Annotated in this window: 13 protein-coding genes and 1 riboswitch; all 13 genes read left to right on the top strand. The window is 44.3% G+C overall.

Annotated elements, in window-relative coordinates; genetic code table 11:
* The coding region (locus tag Q0A12_RS03680) for a phosphoribosylaminoimidazolesuccinocarboxamide synthase (protein WP_291291330.1) at window positions 1–163 on the top strand (163 nt) is incomplete at its 5' end.
* Window positions 154–414: a phosphoribosylformylglycinamidine synthase subunit PurS gene (gene purS, locus Q0A12_RS03675; protein WP_291291328.1), complete on the top strand. Its 261-nt coding sequence runs from the start codon at window positions 154–156 to the stop codon at window positions 412–414. The genes Q0A12_RS03680 and purS, both read left to right, overlap by 10 nt.
* Window positions 414–1,091 carry a phosphoribosylformylglycinamidine synthase subunit PurQ gene (gene purQ, locus Q0A12_RS03670; protein WP_291291327.1) on the top strand — a complete coding sequence of 226 codons (678 nt, stop codon included), beginning with the start codon at window positions 414–416 and terminating at the stop codon, window positions 1,089–1,091. Before purS ends, purQ begins: the two co-directional genes overlap by 1 nt.
* Window positions 1,084–3,312, top strand: a complete 2,229-nt coding sequence (gene purL, locus Q0A12_RS03665; protein ID WP_291291326.1) for a phosphoribosylformylglycinamidine synthase subunit PurL — start codon at window positions 1,084–1,086, stop codon at window positions 3,310–3,312. Before purQ ends, purL begins: the two co-directional genes overlap by 8 nt.
* Window positions 3,297–4,718: an amidophosphoribosyltransferase gene (gene purF, locus Q0A12_RS03660; RefSeq protein ID WP_291291325.1), complete on the top strand. Its 1,422-nt coding sequence runs from the start codon at window positions 3,297–3,299 to the stop codon at window positions 4,716–4,718. Before purL ends, purF begins: the two co-directional genes overlap by 16 nt.
* Before the next feature lie 21 nt (window positions 4,719–4,739).
* The gene (gene purM, locus Q0A12_RS03655) at window positions 4,740–5,786 is read left to right on the top strand and encodes a phosphoribosylformylglycinamidine cyclo-ligase (protein ID WP_291291324.1); all 1,047 of its coding nucleotides are present in this window, start codon (window positions 4,740–4,742) and stop codon (window positions 5,784–5,786) included.
* Complete coding sequence (gene purN / locus Q0A12_RS03650) at window positions 5,783–6,364, top strand: phosphoribosylglycinamide formyltransferase (protein WP_291291323.1); 582 nt, start codon at window positions 5,783–5,785, stop codon at window positions 6,362–6,364. Before purM ends, purN begins: the two co-directional genes overlap by 4 nt.
* Window positions 6,361–7,899 carry a bifunctional phosphoribosylaminoimidazolecarboxamide formyltransferase/IMP cyclohydrolase gene (gene purH, locus Q0A12_RS03645; protein WP_291291322.1) on the top strand — a complete coding sequence of 513 codons (1,539 nt, stop codon included), beginning with the start codon at window positions 6,361–6,363 and terminating at the stop codon, window positions 7,897–7,899. Before purN ends, purH begins: the two co-directional genes overlap by 4 nt.
* A 16-nt stretch (window positions 7,900–7,915) precedes the next feature.
* Window positions 7,916–9,169, top strand: a complete 1,254-nt coding sequence (purD, locus tag Q0A12_RS03640) for a phosphoribosylamine--glycine ligase (RefSeq protein WP_291291321.1) — start codon at window positions 7,916–7,918, stop codon at window positions 9,167–9,169.
* Window positions 9,170–9,386: 217 nt separating this feature from the next.
* Window positions 9,387–10,301, top strand: a complete 915-nt coding sequence (locus tag Q0A12_RS03635) for an aldo/keto reductase (RefSeq protein WP_291291320.1) — start codon at window positions 9,387–9,389, stop codon at window positions 10,299–10,301.
* Window positions 10,302–10,510: 209 nt separating this feature from the next.
* Window positions 10,511–11,488, top strand: coding sequence for a GMP reductase (guaC, locus tag Q0A12_RS03630; RefSeq protein WP_291291329.1), 978 nt, complete (start codon window positions 10,511–10,513; stop codon window positions 11,486–11,488).
* A gap of 258 nt (window positions 11,489–11,746) precedes the next feature.
* Window positions 11,747–12,847: a UDP-N-acetylglucosamine 2-epimerase (non-hydrolyzing) gene (wecB, locus tag Q0A12_RS03625; protein WP_291291319.1), complete on the top strand. Its 1,101-nt coding sequence runs from the start codon at window positions 11,747–11,749 to the stop codon at window positions 12,845–12,847.
* A gap of 120 nt (window positions 12,848–12,967) precedes the next feature.
* Window positions 12,968–13,138, top strand: a riboswitch (M-box (ykoK) riboswitch).
* A gap of 256 nt (window positions 13,139–13,394) precedes the next feature.
* The gene (mgtA, locus tag Q0A12_RS03620; RefSeq protein ID WP_291291318.1) at window positions 13,395–15,986 is read left to right on the top strand and encodes a magnesium-translocating P-type ATPase; all 2,592 of its coding nucleotides are present in this window, start codon (window positions 13,395–13,397) and stop codon (window positions 15,984–15,986) included.
* Window positions 15,987–16,063 lie beyond the last annotated feature (77 nt).

Here is a 16,063-nt window from a genome sequence, read left to right as displayed (position 1 = left end):
TCTTTTAGCAGATGAAATTTCGCCAGACACGTGCCGCTTGTGGGATCTAGCCACGGAAGAACATTTAGATAAAGACGTCTATCGTCGTGAAATTGGGGATCTGATCCCTGTTTATCAAGAAGTGCTAAATCGCTTAGAAAAGGAGTATATTTCATGTATTTAGTCAAAGTTTATGTCACGTATAAAGAGTCGGTCTTGGATCCACAAGGAGAAGCAGTCAAAGGTGCCGTTCATCGCTTAGGGTATCAAAATGTATCTGATATTCGGATCGGGAAATACTTTGAGATCAAAGTTGCAGCTAAGGATAACGATTCTGTAGCAGCTGAAATTGAAGAAATCTGTGACAAACTGCTGGCCAATGTCAATATGGAGACCTATCGTTATGAAATCACAGAGATGGAGGACAAGGACTAATGAAATTTGCAGTCATCGTTTTTCCAGGTTCAAATTGTGATGTCGATTTAATGTATGCCATCAAAGACGTGATGGGAGCAGAAGCCGAATATGTCTGGCATGACGAGACTTCATTAGCTGGTTTTGATGGTGTATTGCTACCTGGTGGATTCTCCTACGGCGACTACCTGCGTTGCGGTGCTATCGCCCGCTTTTCAAATATTATGGCAGAAGTCATTCGTTTCGCAGAAGAAGGGAAACCGGTGTTTGGCACCTGCAATGGCTTTCAGATCTTAACCGAAGCTGGTTTGCTGCCGGGGGTTTTACGCAGAAATGAATCCTTGCATTTTATTTGCAAATCCGTAGCGTTGGAAGTCAATAATCAGACGCCTTTTACTTCTGAATACCAGCCGAAAGAACGAATCATGATTCCGGTTGCCCATGGAGAAGGAAATTATTATTGTGATGAAGAAACCTATCAAGAACTTGAAGCCAATAACCAAATCGTTTTCCGCTATGTCGATAACGTCAATGGCAGTCTTCATGGCATTGCGGGCATTTCTAACAAAGCCGGCAATGTACTTGGAATGATGCCTCATCCGGAACGAGCGATGGAAGAGTTGCTGGGTTCCAAAGATGGCAAAAAGTTCTTTGTGTCTTTATTGAAAAATTTCGGGAAGGTGCCAGTACATGAATAAAGCAATCTTAACAGAGCCAACGCCGCAGGAAATCAAAGAAACCAAGCTGTATCAACAATGGGGACTGACGGATGAAGAATACCACATGATTTCCGAAGAAATATTAGGTCGCTTACCCAATTATACAGAAACCGGTCTGTTCTCTGTGATGTGGAGCGAACATTGCTCCTATAAAAACTCCAAACCCGTTTTACGCAAGTTTCCTACCGAAGGACCACAGGTTTTACAAGGTCCGGGTGAAGGCGCGGGGATCGTCGATATTGGTGACGGTCAAGCAGTTGTCTTCAAGGCAGAAAGTCATAACCATCCTTCTGCGGTGGAACCTTATGAAGGTGCCGCAACCGGTGTTGGTGGGATTATTCGTGATATTTTCAGTATGGGTGCACGTCCTATCGCGATCTTGGATTCGCTGCGCTTTGGTGAGTTGACCAATGAGCGGACCAAGTACCTGTTAGAAGAAGTTGTAGCAGGGATCAGCGGTTATGGAAATTGTATCGGAATCCCGACAGTCGGTGGTGAAGTCGCATTTGATGCCTGTTACGAAGGAAATCCATTAGTCAATGCGATGTGTGTTGGTTTGATCGACCATAAAGATATTCAAAAAGGACAAGCCAAAGGCGTCGGCAACACGATCATGTATGTTGGGGCGAAAACTGGAAGAGATGGAATCCACGGAGCGACATTTGCTTCCGAGGAATTTGTGGAAGGAGAAGAACAGCAGCGTTCGGCTGTCCAAGTAGGCGATCCTTTCATGGAAAAACTGTTATTGGAAGCTTGTTTGGAATTGATCCTTGACCATTCAGACAGTTTGATCGGTATTCAGGACATGGGAGCAGCAGGTCTGGTTTCTTCCAGTTCGGAGATGGCCTCAAAAGCCGGTTCAGGATTGAAACTTTATTTGGATGATGTACCGCAACGGGAAACTGGCATGACCCCTTATGAAATGATGCTATCCGAATCTCAGGAGCGGATGCTGATCTGTGTGAAACAAGGCTGTGAAGCAGAAGTTGAAAAGCTATTTCAAAAATACGGATTGGAAGCGGTAGTGATTGGGGAAGTCACCGATGATGGTGCCTATCGCCTATACCATCATGGAAAAGAAGTTGCCAATCTGCCTGTGGATGCTTTGGCAGAAGATGCCCCGACCTATCATAAAGAAAAAGCAGAACCCGCTAGAATCCAAGCGTTTCGTCAACAGCCAGATTTTGAACCAGTCATTGATGATGCAACGGCAGTCTTTTTACAGTTGTTGCAGCAACCCACGATTGCTTCTAAAAAATCGATTTTTGAAACCTATGATTCTCAAGTAAGAACCAATACCGTTGTTGGTCCAGGAAGCGATGCAGCAGTCCTGCGCATCAAAGGAACCAACAAAGCATTGGCAATGACTACGGATTGTAACGCTCGCTATTTGTATCTTGATCCCGAACGGGGGGGACAAATTGCAGTTGCAGAAGCGGCTCGAAACATCGTGGCTGCTGGAGGCCGCCCATTAGCGATCACGGACTGTCTCAACTATGGCTCGCCGGATAAACCGGAAGGCTTTTGGGAGTTATGGACATCCGCAGATGGTATTGCCAAAGCTTGTGAAATTCTAGAAACGCCGGTTATTTCAGGTAATGTTTCGCTATACAATGAAACCAATGGACAGGCGATCTACCCGACACCAGTGATCGGTATGGTAGGATTGATTGAAAAGATCGAGCATATTACTACGCAGCATTTTCAGTCAGCCGGGGATTTGATTTACCTGGTTGGAGAAACAAAAGCCGACTTCAATGGCAGCGAACTTCAAAAATTACAATGTGGGTCGATCAGTGGCCGCTTGATGGCATTTGATTTGCTAGAAGAAAAGCAGAAACAGGACATCGTTTTGTCTGCGATTCAAGCAGGTCTTGTAAAGAGCGCCCATGATTGTGCTGAGGGTGGATTAGCCATTGCATTAGCTGAATCCGCATTTAAGAAAAATGTTGGTGTCTCTATTCAATTGGATGTGCCGCAATCTTGGTTCTTTTCAGAAACACAATCACGATTTGTGCTATCGGTTGCTCCGGAAAATCAAGCCGCTTTTGAAGCTTTGGCCGGAGAACATGCTCGTCTGCTAGGAAAAGTGACTGCAGAGCCACAACTAGCGTTTAAAGGAAGCGATGGAAAGATCGCAGTGGCAACCGCCGAAGCTCGTGGAAAATGGGAGGAAGCAATTCCATGTCTATTGAAGTAAAAAGCTTGAATGAAGAATGTGGGGTTTTCGGCGTCTGGGGACACCCAGATGCTGCCCGCGTCACTTACTTTGGCTTGCACAGTTTGCAGCATCGGGGGCAAGAAGGTGCTGGGATCGTCGCGAATCAGCAGGGCACGCTTTCGGGGCATCGGGATCTCGGTCTGCTGGCAGAAGTTTTTTCCGACGAACGCTTGTTGCAACGCCTAACAGGGGATGCAGCGATTGGCCATGTTCGTTATGCGACTGCGGGAAATGGCAGTGTCGATAATATTCAACCTTTTCTGTTTAAGTTTTTTGATCAACAGATTGGTTTGGCACATAACGGAAACTTGACCAATGCCAAGAGTTTGCGGAAATCACTGGAATCTGAGGGTGCGATCTTCCATTCCAATTCCGATACCGAGATCTTGATGCATTTGATTCGTCGCAGTGGAAAAACGACATTTTTGGACCGTCTCAAAGAAGCGTTGAATCAAGTCAAAGGCGGATTTGCCTATCTTTTGCTGACAGAAGATGCGATGATTGCTGCTCTTGACCCAAATGGGTTTCGTCCGCTTTCATTAGGGAAAATGGTCAATGGTGCCTATGTGATTGCTTCAGAAACGTGTGCTTTGGAAGTGATTGGTGCTGAATTTGTGCGGGATGTTCGTCCAGGGGAAGTAGTGATTGTGGATCAAACCGGCTACCGGATTGAGACCTATACACAAGACGTGCAGCCAGCGATTTGTTCTATGGAGTTTATTTATTTCGCTCGCCCGGATTCAAATATTGCTGGTGTCAATGTTCATACGGCACGAAAAAATATGGGCCGCAATCTTGCCCAAGAAGCACCGGTTGACGCAGATATGGTGATTGGAGTTCCTAATTCCTCTTTGTCTGCGGCGAGTGGTTATGCGGAAGAATCAGGCATTCCTTATGAATTAGGTCTTGTCAAAAATCAGTACATTGCCCGAACTTTTATCCAACCGACTCAAGAGTTGCGAGAACAGGGGGTTCGGATGAAACTTTCTGCCGTACGTGGTGTGGTTGAAGGGAAAAAAGTGATCATGGTGGATGATTCCATCGTTCGCGGCACGACAAGCCGCCGCATCGTTCAATTGTTAAAAGAAGCTGGTGCCAAAGAAGTTCACGTGCGAATCGCTTCACCGCCATTAAGATATCCTTGTTTTTATGGCATCGATATTCAGACACGGAAAGAACTGATCGCTGCTCGGCAAAGTGTCGAAGAAATCCGCCAAACAATTGGTGCCGATTCATTGTCTTTTCTCAGTGAAACAGGCTTGATCGAAGCCATCGGTTTAGACTTGGACGCGCCTTATTCTGGATTGTGCATGGCCTATTTCAATGGCGATTATCCAACCCCGCTCTACGATTATGAAGCGAGTTATTTAGCATCGTTCGAATAAATGGTACAGGAGGAACTCAAAGTGGCAAATGCCTATGCAAAAGCTGGTGTCGATGTGAACGCCGGGTACGAAGTAGTTGATCGAATCAAGAAGCATGTCAAAAGAACAGAACGGTTAGGTGTGATGGGAGCCCTCGGTGGTTTTGGCGGCTGTTTCGACTTGTCGAGCTATCCGTTGAAAGAACCAGTGCTCGTTTCTGGTACAGATGGTGTAGGAACCAAATTATTGGTAGCGATCCAACAAAATCAGCATCAAACGATCGGCATCGATTGTGTCGCAATGTGTGTCAATGACATTGTTGCGCAAGGAGCAGAACCCATCTATTTTTTGGATTATGTCGCTGTTGGTAAAAATGATCCCGAAAAAATCGAGCAAATCATCGCCGGTGTAGCAGAAGGCTGTGTTCAAGCTGGGGCGGCACTGATTGGTGGAGAGACGGCCGAAATGCCAGGGATGTATGGAGAAGAGGACTATGATCTGGCTGGCTTTGCCGTGGGCATCGTTGAAAAATCCCGTTTGATCACAGGAGAAGCGATTCAACCGGGACATCTTTTGATTGGATTGCCATCTTCTGGGATCCATTCCAACGGGTATTCATTGGTTCGTAAAATCTTTTTTGAGCAACAAGGCTTTTCAGCAACAGAGAAGTTGCCGGAATTAGGCGGAAAAACCCTTGGAGAAGAATTACTGACACCAACGAAAATCTACGTCTCTGCTTTGCTGCCATTATTAGAAAAACAATTAATTGATGGTATCTCACATATCACGGGTGGCGGTTTTATCGAAAATATTCCCCGAATGCTGCCACCACAGACAACCGCAGAAATCACACTGGGAACTTGGCCGCAATTACCGATTTTTGAAGCACTGGCTTCTTATGGGAAAATTCCCTCTGCTGAAATGTATGAAATCTTCAATATGGGGATCGGGATGGTCCTAGCTGTTGCACCAGAGAAAAAAGCAGAAGTGTTGGCATTGTTAGCAGAACAGAATGAAGCCGCCTATGTCATTGGCCACGTCACAGAAAAACAAGAACAATCCGTTCTTTTGCAAGGGGAACTTCTATGAGGATCGCAGTTTTTGCATCCGGAAACGGCAGTAACTTTACCGCTATTGCCGATGCGATTCGCGATGGAGAAGTCAAAGGGGCGACATTGGCGCTGATGTTTACGGACAATGCCTCGGCATTTGTCTTGGAACGAGCTAAAGAAGCAGGGGTGCCGACGTTACACTTATCTCCAAAGGATTTCGCTTCAAAAGCGGACTTCGAAGCGGCATTGTTGCACGAATTGGCAAAACATTCGATTGAGCTGATTGTTTTAGCAGGGTATATGCGGATCGTTGGGCCGACGTTGTTAGCTGCTTTTCCTAAAAAAATCATCAATCTGCATCCCTCGTTGCTGCCAAGTTTTCCTGGGAAATCTGGGATTGCCGATGCCTATAACTATGGCGTGAAGGTGACCGGGATCACCATTCATTATGTTGACAGTGGGATTGATACGGGACCAATCATTGCCCAAGAAGTGGTGGAGATCGAATCGGAAGATACCTTAGAAAGCTTAGAAGCAAAGATTCATCAATTAGAGCATCGAATCTATCCAGCTGTCATAGCTGAAATCATTCATAAAGGAGACCATCAATCGTGAAAAAAAGAGCGTTGATCAGTGTATCAGATAAACAAGGGATCGTTTCTTTTGCCGAAGCCTTAGTGCAAAATGGCTATGAAATCATTTCAACAGGAGGAACAAAGTCTGCTTTGGAAGCGGCGGGACTTGAACCCGTTGCAATAGAAACGGTCACAGGATTTCCTGAAATGATGGACGGACGTGTCAAAACATTGCACCCAAAGATCCACGGTGGCTTGCTAGGACGGCGAGATCTGCCTGAGCATCTGGCGGCAATGGAAAAACACGACATTGCACCGATCGATCTGGTTGTTGTCAACCTTTATCCTTTTAAGGAAACGATTGCCCAAGCGGCTGTGACAGAAGAACAAGCTATTGAGAATATCGATATCGGAGGTCCAAGCATGTTGCGCTCTGCGGCGAAAAATTTCGCTGCTGTGACTGTGGTCGCTGATCCTGCGGACTATGATGTCATCTTGGCTGAATTGTTGGAATCTGGGCAGACCACTTTGGCTACTCGCAAACGGTTAGCTGCCAAAGTATTCCGCCATACAGCAGCCTATGATGCTTTGATTGCCGATTATTTGACTAAAGCCGTGGGGGAATCTGAACCAGAGAAGTTAACACTGACTTACGACTTGAAACAAACGCTGCGCTACGGGGAAAACAGTCATCAAACGGCTGCCTTTTATCAAGATGCACTGCCCGTTCCTTATTCTATTGCTAGCGCAAAACAACTTCACGGCAAAGAACTGTCTTACAACAATATCAAAGATGCGGATGCCGCTTTGCGAATCGCAAAAGAATTTATGGCACCCACTGCAGTCGCTCTTAAACACATGAATCCTTGTGGTATCGGGACAGCAGCAACAATTTTTGAAGCCTTTGAACGAGCATACGAAGCCGATCCAGTTTCAATTTTTGGCGGTATCATTGTTTTGAATCGCCCCGTCGATGAAGCAACAGCTGCGGCATTGCATCAAATTTTTCTGGAGATCGTGATTGCACCGGCTTTTGAACCAGCGGCGCTGGATATTTTGACGAAGAAGAAAAATATTCGTTTGATGACGTTAGATTTTGTAGCAAATCCTGCCGATTTAGAAACCGTTTCTGTATTGGGTGGTTTATTAGTACAAGAGCAAGATACATTAGCGGAGTCCCCAGAAGATTGGCAAGTTGTGACAAAACGTCAGCCAAGTGAGCAAGAACTGAAAGCAATGGCGTTTGCTTGGAAAGCAGTGAAACATGTCAAATCAAATGCCATCGTTTTAGCGAATCAACAGCAAACAGTGGGAATTGGTGCTGGTCAGATGAATCGTGTTGGTTCTGTAAAAATTGCCATTGAACAAGCAGCGGAAGCTGGAAAATTAACGGATGCTGTTTTAGCCAGTGATGCTTTCTTCCCGATGGATGACAGCGTGGAATACGCTGCCCAACGAGGAATCAAGGCGATCATTCAACCTGGTGGTAGTATTAAAGATCAAGCCTCTATTGAAATGGCAGATAAGTATGGCGTGGCAATGATCTTTACTGGCGTTCGTCATTTTAGACATTAATAGGCAGGAGGAACAGATGAAGCTATTAGTTATTGGCAGCGGCGGCAGAGAACATGCAATCGCCAAGAAATTACTCGCAGATCCAACAGTAGACGCGGTTTACTGCGCGCAAGGGAATCCAGGAATGGTGGCAGATGGCATTCAGCTCGTTGCGATCCCGGAAACTGATCATCAAGGCCTAATCGCGTTTGCAAAAGAGACAGCCATCGATTGGACCTTTGTAGGACCAGAAGTTCCATTGCTTAATGGGATCGTGGATGACTTTCAAGCAGCAGGGCTAAAAATATTTGGTCCAAATAAAGCAGCGGCAATGATTGAAGGATCGAAGGAATTTGCAAAAGAATTGATGAAAAAATACCAGATTCCAACCGCTGAATATCGCTCCTTTGTTGACAGCGAAAAAGCCAAGGCGTATATCCGTGAAAAAGGCGCCCCCATCGTGATCAAAGCAGACGGTTTGGCCGCCGGAAAAGGGGTCGTTGTCGCCGAGACACTAGATCAAGGATTGGCAGCGGTCGAAGCGATGCTGGAAGAGCAAAAGTTTGGCCAAAGCGGTGCCAAAGTTGTGATCGAAGATTTTCTGGAAGGGGAAGAGTTTTCGCTGTTGGCTTTTGTTCATGAAGAGCAAGTCTATCCAATGGTGATCGCGCAAGATCATAAACGCGCCTTTGATGGCGATAAAGGTCCTAACACTGGTGGGATGGGGACTTATTCTCCCGTTCCGCAAATTCCCCAATCCATGGTTGATCAAGCGATTGAGACAGTCTTACTGCCAACCGCAAAAGGGATGATTGATCAAGGAACCCCTTTTACAGGCATTTTATATGCGGGACTGATCGCTACAGCTGAAGGGCCGAAAGTGATTGAATTCAACGCCCGTTTTGGCGACCCGGAAACCCAAGTCGTCTTGAGTCGTTTGACGAGTGGCTTAGGCCAGATCATTGATGCATTGCTTAATGGAAGTCAGCCGGAGATTACCTGGGATCCCCAGTATTCAGTAGGGGTGGTCGTAGCCGCTGAAGGCTATCCGGATGCCTATCAAAAAGGAATGGCCATTCCACGAGAAGCAGCGGATGCTGTTCAGCTGTTTTATGCCGGTGTTGCCGAAAATGAAGGAGAATTAGTAGCGGCTGGCGGACGTGTTTTTTTAGCTGAAGCTCGCGGAGACTCGCTTGAAGAAGCACAACAAAACGTTTATCACGCATTAGAAAAAATGCCTTTGGAAAAATTGTTTTACCGAAGGGATATTGGAGCCAAAGGATTAAGATAACCACGACAGCGTGGCGAAGGAGATAGTTAAATCGAAGGGACTGTGACACAAGTCATCCAACAAGTTAAACCGAATAATATTAAATGGCAATAAGATATAATATTCGGATAGTGTTACTTGTAGGAGGCTTGTGGCGCAGTCCTTTTTTTAGCGAAAAGAGGTAGCGTTTTCAAATGGATGTGCTAAAATAGAAGAGCAAACAGAGGAGGAAAAATACGTGAAAAAAATCAAATTTGGTTCAACAGATTTAGAAGTTTCAAGTGTTATTTTGGGGTTGATGCGCATCAATAATGCAAAAGATCCTGTAGCTGTACTGACGACAGCTGTCGAGAATGGTATTACTTTCTTTGATCATGCAGATATCTATGGCGGCGGCGAATGCGAAACGATTTTTGCGGATGCCCTTGCTCAAACCGACTATAAAAGGGAAGATCTTTTCATTCAATCGAAATGCGGCATCGTGCCAGGAAAAATGTTCGATTTTTCCAAAGAACACATCATCGCATCCGTTGAAGGCAGCTTGAAGCGCCTGAAGATGGATTATCTGGATTCCTTGCTGTTGCATCGTCCGGATACATTGGTGGAACCGGAAGAAGTTGCGGCTGCTTTTGATGAGTTGGAAAAAGCGGGAAAAGTGAAACACTTTGGGGTCAGCAACCAAAATCCTGGTCAAATTGAATTATTGAAAAAATATGTTTCTCAACCATTATTGGCTAATCAATTGCAATTTGGCATCATGCATACCGGAATGATCGATCAAGGCATTCATGTCAATATGACGGATAGCGGCAGTGTCGATCATGATGGCGGTATTCTTGAGTATTCTCGCCTGAATGATATGACGATTCAAGCGTGGTCACCCTATCAGTATGGATTCTTTGAAGGAGTTTTCATCGGGAATGACAAATTCCCAGAACTGAATGCAAAACTAGAGGAATTGGCTGAGAAGTATCAAACGACTGCGACAGGAATCGCATCTGCTTGGATTTTGCGGCACCCGGCAAATATGCAGGTGATCGCAGGCACGATGACGCCGCATCGTATCGAAGAGATCGCTAAGGCATCTACGATTGTGCTAACACGCCAAGAATGGTATGAAGTGTATTTGGCAGCCGGCAATATTTTGCCTTAAAAAAAGAAGAAATCCTTTATTTAACGAAAACTATCTCAGGAATGTTCGTAAAAGACGAACATTCCTGTTGCTTTTTCAAAAAAAGATTCTAAAACACTTGTATTTATGAGTGAGCTGGTTTAAATTGTTGTGGGCATTAAAAATAGGCAACAGCCATTTGATGCTTGCTTCACTCTTATCAAGATTTGGAGGATATTTTTATGTTTGACATGAAAGTTTTTGATTACGAAGATATACAATTGATCCCTAATAAATGTATCGTGAATAGCCGTTCAGAATGTGATACGACGGTTACGTTAGGCAAACATTCATTTAAAATGCCGGTCGTTCCTGCAAATATGCAAACGATCATTGATGAATCAATCGCAGAATTTTTAGCTGAAAATGGCTATTTTTATATTATGCACCGCTTTGACGAAGCAGCCCGCATTCCTTTTATCAAAAAAATGAAGGAAAAAGGCTTGATCTCTTCGATCAGTGTTGGTGTCAAAGACTATGAATATACTTTCGTGGAAACATTGGCTGCTGAAGGGCTAGTGCCAGACTATATCACGATCGATATTGCTCATGGACACTCGAATGCTGTCATCAATATGATCCAACATATCAAAAAACATTTACCGGCTGCTTTTGTGATCGCAGGGAATGTGGGCACACCAGAAGCGGTTCGAGAATTGGAAAATGCTGGGGCGGATGCAACGAAAGTTGGCATTGGACCAGGGAAAGTTTGTATCACTAAAATCAAAACTGGCTTCGGAACGGGTGGCTGGCAACTTGCTGCGCTACGCTGGTGTGCAAAAGCAGCCCGCAAACCAATTATCGCTGATGGGGGTATCCGCACCCATGGAGATATTGCGAAGTCTGTTCGTTTTGGGGCGACAATGGTCATGATTGGTTCCTTGTTTGCTGGACACGAAGAATCTCCTGGAGAAACAAAAGTTGAAAATGGCGTCGTTCTAAAAGAATATTTTGGTTCGGCTTCTGAATTCCAAAAAGGAGAAAAGAAAAACGTCGAAGGGAAAAAAATCTGGATCCCTTACAAAGGTTCATTGAAAGATACTTTGGTTGAGATGCAGCAAGATTTACAATCATCGATCTCTTATGCCGGTGGTAAAGATCTTGAATCAATCCGAAAAGTCGACTATGTGATCGTGAAAAATTCGATTTTCAATGGGGACACAATTTAGTAGTCAGTGGTCTTCTCAGGAATAAAAACTTGAACCAAAAGATTTTTGCTTGTTCGTGAAGCAGCGTGGAAGATTCCTTTTTCGTTGTCACAAGGAGCTAAAAGTCTTTTGGATTTTTTGATGTCTCAGCTTTTTGAAAGGCTTTGATGTCTGTCGTTTCGTTTTTCTTCATCTTTCGTTATAATAGAAGAAACTTTACACGAAAAGCTGAAACAGAGACAACTTATCCTCGTAAAGCAGAAAGAAGTAGGTGAGCATTTGACTATCAAAGTATTATCCGTTTTCGGAACGAGACCTGAAGCCATTAAAATGGCGCCTTTAATCAAAGACTTAGAAGCGGATCCGCGTTTTCAATCGGTTGTCGTAGTGACAGCGCAGCACCGAGAAATGCTTGATCAAGTATTAGAAGTTTTCGCCATCAAACCAGATTATGATTTGGATATCATGACATTAGGACAAACCTTGACGGGCATCACCACGAAAGTGTTGTTGGATTTGAAACCCATCCTTCATCAAGAAAAACCGGCGATCGTGCTTGTTCATGGGGATACCACGACGGCCTACGCCGCAGCGACTGCGGCTTTTTACGCGCAGATTCCCATCGGTCATGTGGAGGCTGGGTTGCGTACTTGGAACAAACGCTCGCCTTATCCGGAGGAAGCCAATCGGCAACTGATCGATGTGCTGGCAGATCTTTACTTTGCCCCAACGCAGCAAAGCAAAGAAAATCTCCTTATGGAAAATCACAAACCGCAGGCCATTTTTGTTACTGGGAATACTGCAATTGATGCGATGCGTTACACTATCTCACAAGACTATCAGCATCCAATTTTAGCAGATAAAGAACAGCGAAAGATCTTATTGACGATGCACCGCAGAGAAAATTTAGGGCAACCGATGAAGAATGTTTTTCAAGCATTGGCTCGAATCGCTGGTGAGTTTCCAGAAGTCGCTTTGGTTTTTCCAATGCACAAAAATCCAAAGGTGCGAGAGATTGCCCAGGAAATTCTTGGAGATTTACAAAATGTCGCATTGATCGAACCCTTGGATGTGATTGATTTTCATAATTTTGCCAATCACAGCACATTGATTTTGACTGATTCTGGCGGTGTCCAAGAAGAAGCACCTTCACTTGGTGTCCCAGTGCTGGTGTTGCGGGACACCACGGAACGTCCAGAAGGCATAGCAGCCGGCACGTTGAAACTGATCGGTACCGAGGAAGAACAAGTGTATCGAGAAACCAAGCGATTGCTTCAAGACCCCGAAGCGTATCAGGCGATGGCCCATGCGGAAAATCCATATGGCGACGGCAAGGCCAGTCAACGAATCAAAGAAGCACTGCTCCAATTCTACCGCTAAGAAATCGTCGGGAGGCTTCGGCCAGAGAAAAGATGATGAAAACGAGATTTGAAAAATAACGATGGTATTTTTTCATAACGGTTGACCTCTTCCTAGAGATAGACTATAGTGAAGATAGAAATAAATAATTGTTAGGTGAGGCTCCTATACGGACACAAGCTGCTGCCGCAAAAGTATCGAGAGATGCTTAGTTGGTAGGACAGGTCTAATCGTGAAGGTTAAACCCAAAGCAGCTGATAACTGTAAGTTATCTACGCCCTATAGTGCTAAAGCTCTACAATGATCATGAGTTTTTTGCGCATGCTTATTGGGAGCATGCGTTTTTTTGTGTTGATGGTCAACTCTGGCTGATGAAGGAAATTTTTCAGCTAAGGGAAGGTGCGAGACAATCTGTTTTGTTTTTGATCAACATTTATGCATGGTCCAGAGTTTCTTGCTTGATAAACAGAAAGGAAGATGAACATGGAATATCCCAGTCCCCAGATGAACGCTAAAAAGAATGCTAGGGGTAGCAAATGCAACTCCTAGTAATTAGGAGGAAAAGAAGATGTTAAAAAAATTATCGAAAGATCAAGAATTAAAATTACTCGCACAACTTTCTGAAAGAGAGTTGTTGATGGAAATGCGGACGTCTTTTAATGGATTGTCAAAAGAAGACGCTGCCGAACGTTTGGAAGAATATGGACCAAATCAAGTCGATGCACAGAAACCAACACCGGCTTGGTTGATGTTTTTAAGTGCCTTCAAAGATCCATTTGTATTGGTTTTGGCGCTGCTGATGATTATTTCCTTTTTTACTGGCGATTATGAAGCAGTTGTCGTAATGGGCATTATGATCTTAGCAAGTGTTACGATCACATTCGTGCAAGAGTATCGCTCGCAAAAAGCAAGTTTGGCTTTAAAAGAATTGATTGAAAATACTTGTTCAGTGACACGAGATGGTGAAGTATTGGAAATTCCCATGGATGAAGTCGTACCGGGAGATATCGTGACACTGGCTACAGGAGATATGATTCCAGCTGATGCCATCCTAATTTGGACCAAAGATTTATTTATTAATCAATCTTCTCTAACCGGTGAATCCATGCCAGTAGAGAAATTTGTTGATGCAGGGATCAATGATCCTAAAGAAACGATTTCCGCATTAGATATGCAAGATTTAGTTTTTATGGGTACGGACGTCCTAAGTGGACAAGGAAAAGCAATTATTTTGAAAACTGGACAAAGCACTTTTTTTGGTGATATCGCTAAGAATGCTACATCAAAACGCGGAAAGACAACTTTTGAAGATGGGTTGACAAAAGTCAGCAAATTGTTGCTGCGAATGGTAATGGTTTTATTTCCCATCGTCTTTTTAATCAATGGCCTAACAAAAGGCGATTGGGGGGAAGCACTTTTCTTTGCCATCGCCGTAGCTGTTGGATTGACGCCTGAGATGCTACCAATGATCGTCACCAGCAATTTGGCAAAAGGAGCAATGTCTTTAGCTAAAGAAAAAGTGATCGTCAAAGAACTGCCTTCTATTCAAAATCTAGGAAGTATGGATGTCTTATGCACCGATAAGACCGGCACGATCACGGAAGACCGGGTAGTGCTGGTACAACATCTAAATCCATTTGGCAAAGAAGACCAACAAGTGTTGGATATGACCTATCTGAATTCCTACTATCAAACAGGTTGGAAAAATTTGATGGATATTGCGGTACTGAACTATTTTGAAGATACAGAGCGCCAAGCTCCTTATCAAGAGGTCATCAAAGTGGATGAGATTCCCTTTGACTTTTCTCGCCGGCGCTTAACAGTGGTTGTTAAAGCAGATGGTCATCAAATCATGGTGACAAAAGGTGCTGCAGAGGAAATGGAGAAAGTCTGCAAATACGTGGAAGTCGATGGACAAGTTCTCGAGTTGACAGATGAATTAAGAAGAAGACTTCGTGAAGTGAATCACCGATTGAACAAACAAGGTATGCGGGTATTGACTGTAGCCATCAAGCGGGATGCACATACCGATGCTGTGTACTCGGTGGAAGATGAACAAGAGATGATCATGATTGGTTTCATGGGCTTTTTGGATCCAGCAAAAGAATCCGCCAAAACAGCCATCGCTTCTTTACATGGCCATGGGGTCAATGTGAAAGTCTTAACTGGCGATAATGCAGTCGTCGCACAAAAAGTGTGCAAAGATGTTGGCATTGAAGTTGATGAATACCTATTGGGAATAGATGTGGACCGGTTTTCGGATGAAGAACTGGCGAAAAAAGCAGAAACCGTCAATTTATTTGCCAAGTTGAATCCTATGCAAAAATCTCGGATCATTCAAGCATTGCAAGCAGATGGTCACACGGTTGGGTTCATGGGAGACGGCATCAATGATGCACCGGCACTGCGGGCTGCTGATGTGGGTATTTCGGTTGATACAGCAGCAGATATTACGAAAGATGCAAGTTCGATCATTCTATTAGAAAAAAGTTTAAATGTGTTAGACAAAGGAGTCATTGAAGGGCGGAAAGTGTTCACAAACATGATGAAGTATATCAAGATGACATTAAGCTCCAATTTTGGGAATGTCTTCTCGATTCTGGTGGCCAGCGCCTTCTTGCCTTTCTTGCCAATGCTTTCCATTCAGTTGCTTGTACAAAACCTTGTCTACGACATGGCACAATTGACCATCCCTTGGGATAACGTGGATGTGGAAGAATTAGAAAAACCAGTCAAGTGGCAAGTTAGAGGCCTTTTGAAGTTTACCGTCAGCATTGGACCAGTCAGCAGTATCTTTGATATCTTAACATTCTTCGTGATGTGGCATGTGTTCCAAGCCAATACGATTCAAGAGCAAGCGTTGTTCCAAGCTGGCTGGTTCATGATCGGACTAGTGACACAAACACTGGTGGTCCATATGGTCCGGACACGGAAGCTGCCATTTTTCCAAAGTATCGCTTCGCCAGCAGTCTTGCTGTCCAGCGTTCTGGCAATCTTGGTAGGTTTTGGCATCATTTTATCGCCGTTGCACACGATTTTTGATTTTGCCACACTGCCAACCTCATACTGGCCATGGTTTGTCGGCATTATTCTGGCCTATTTGCTAACAGTAGAAGTTGCCAAACGAATCTATATTCATTACACTAAAGAGTGGATCTAAGAAAAGGAAATGGATAGTCATAAAAGATTTTAACTTTTATGCTATCTGTTTCTTTTTTATTTTGTTCTGTATTATTT

This window comes from Enterococcus sp., assembly GCF_022711995.1.
In the GTDB taxonomy this organism is placed as follows: Bacteria; Bacillota; Bacilli; order Lactobacillales; family Enterococcaceae; genus Enterococcus_D.
Note: the sequence above shows the minus strand (reverse complement) of the source record. Positions and strands in the feature narration are given on the sequence as shown.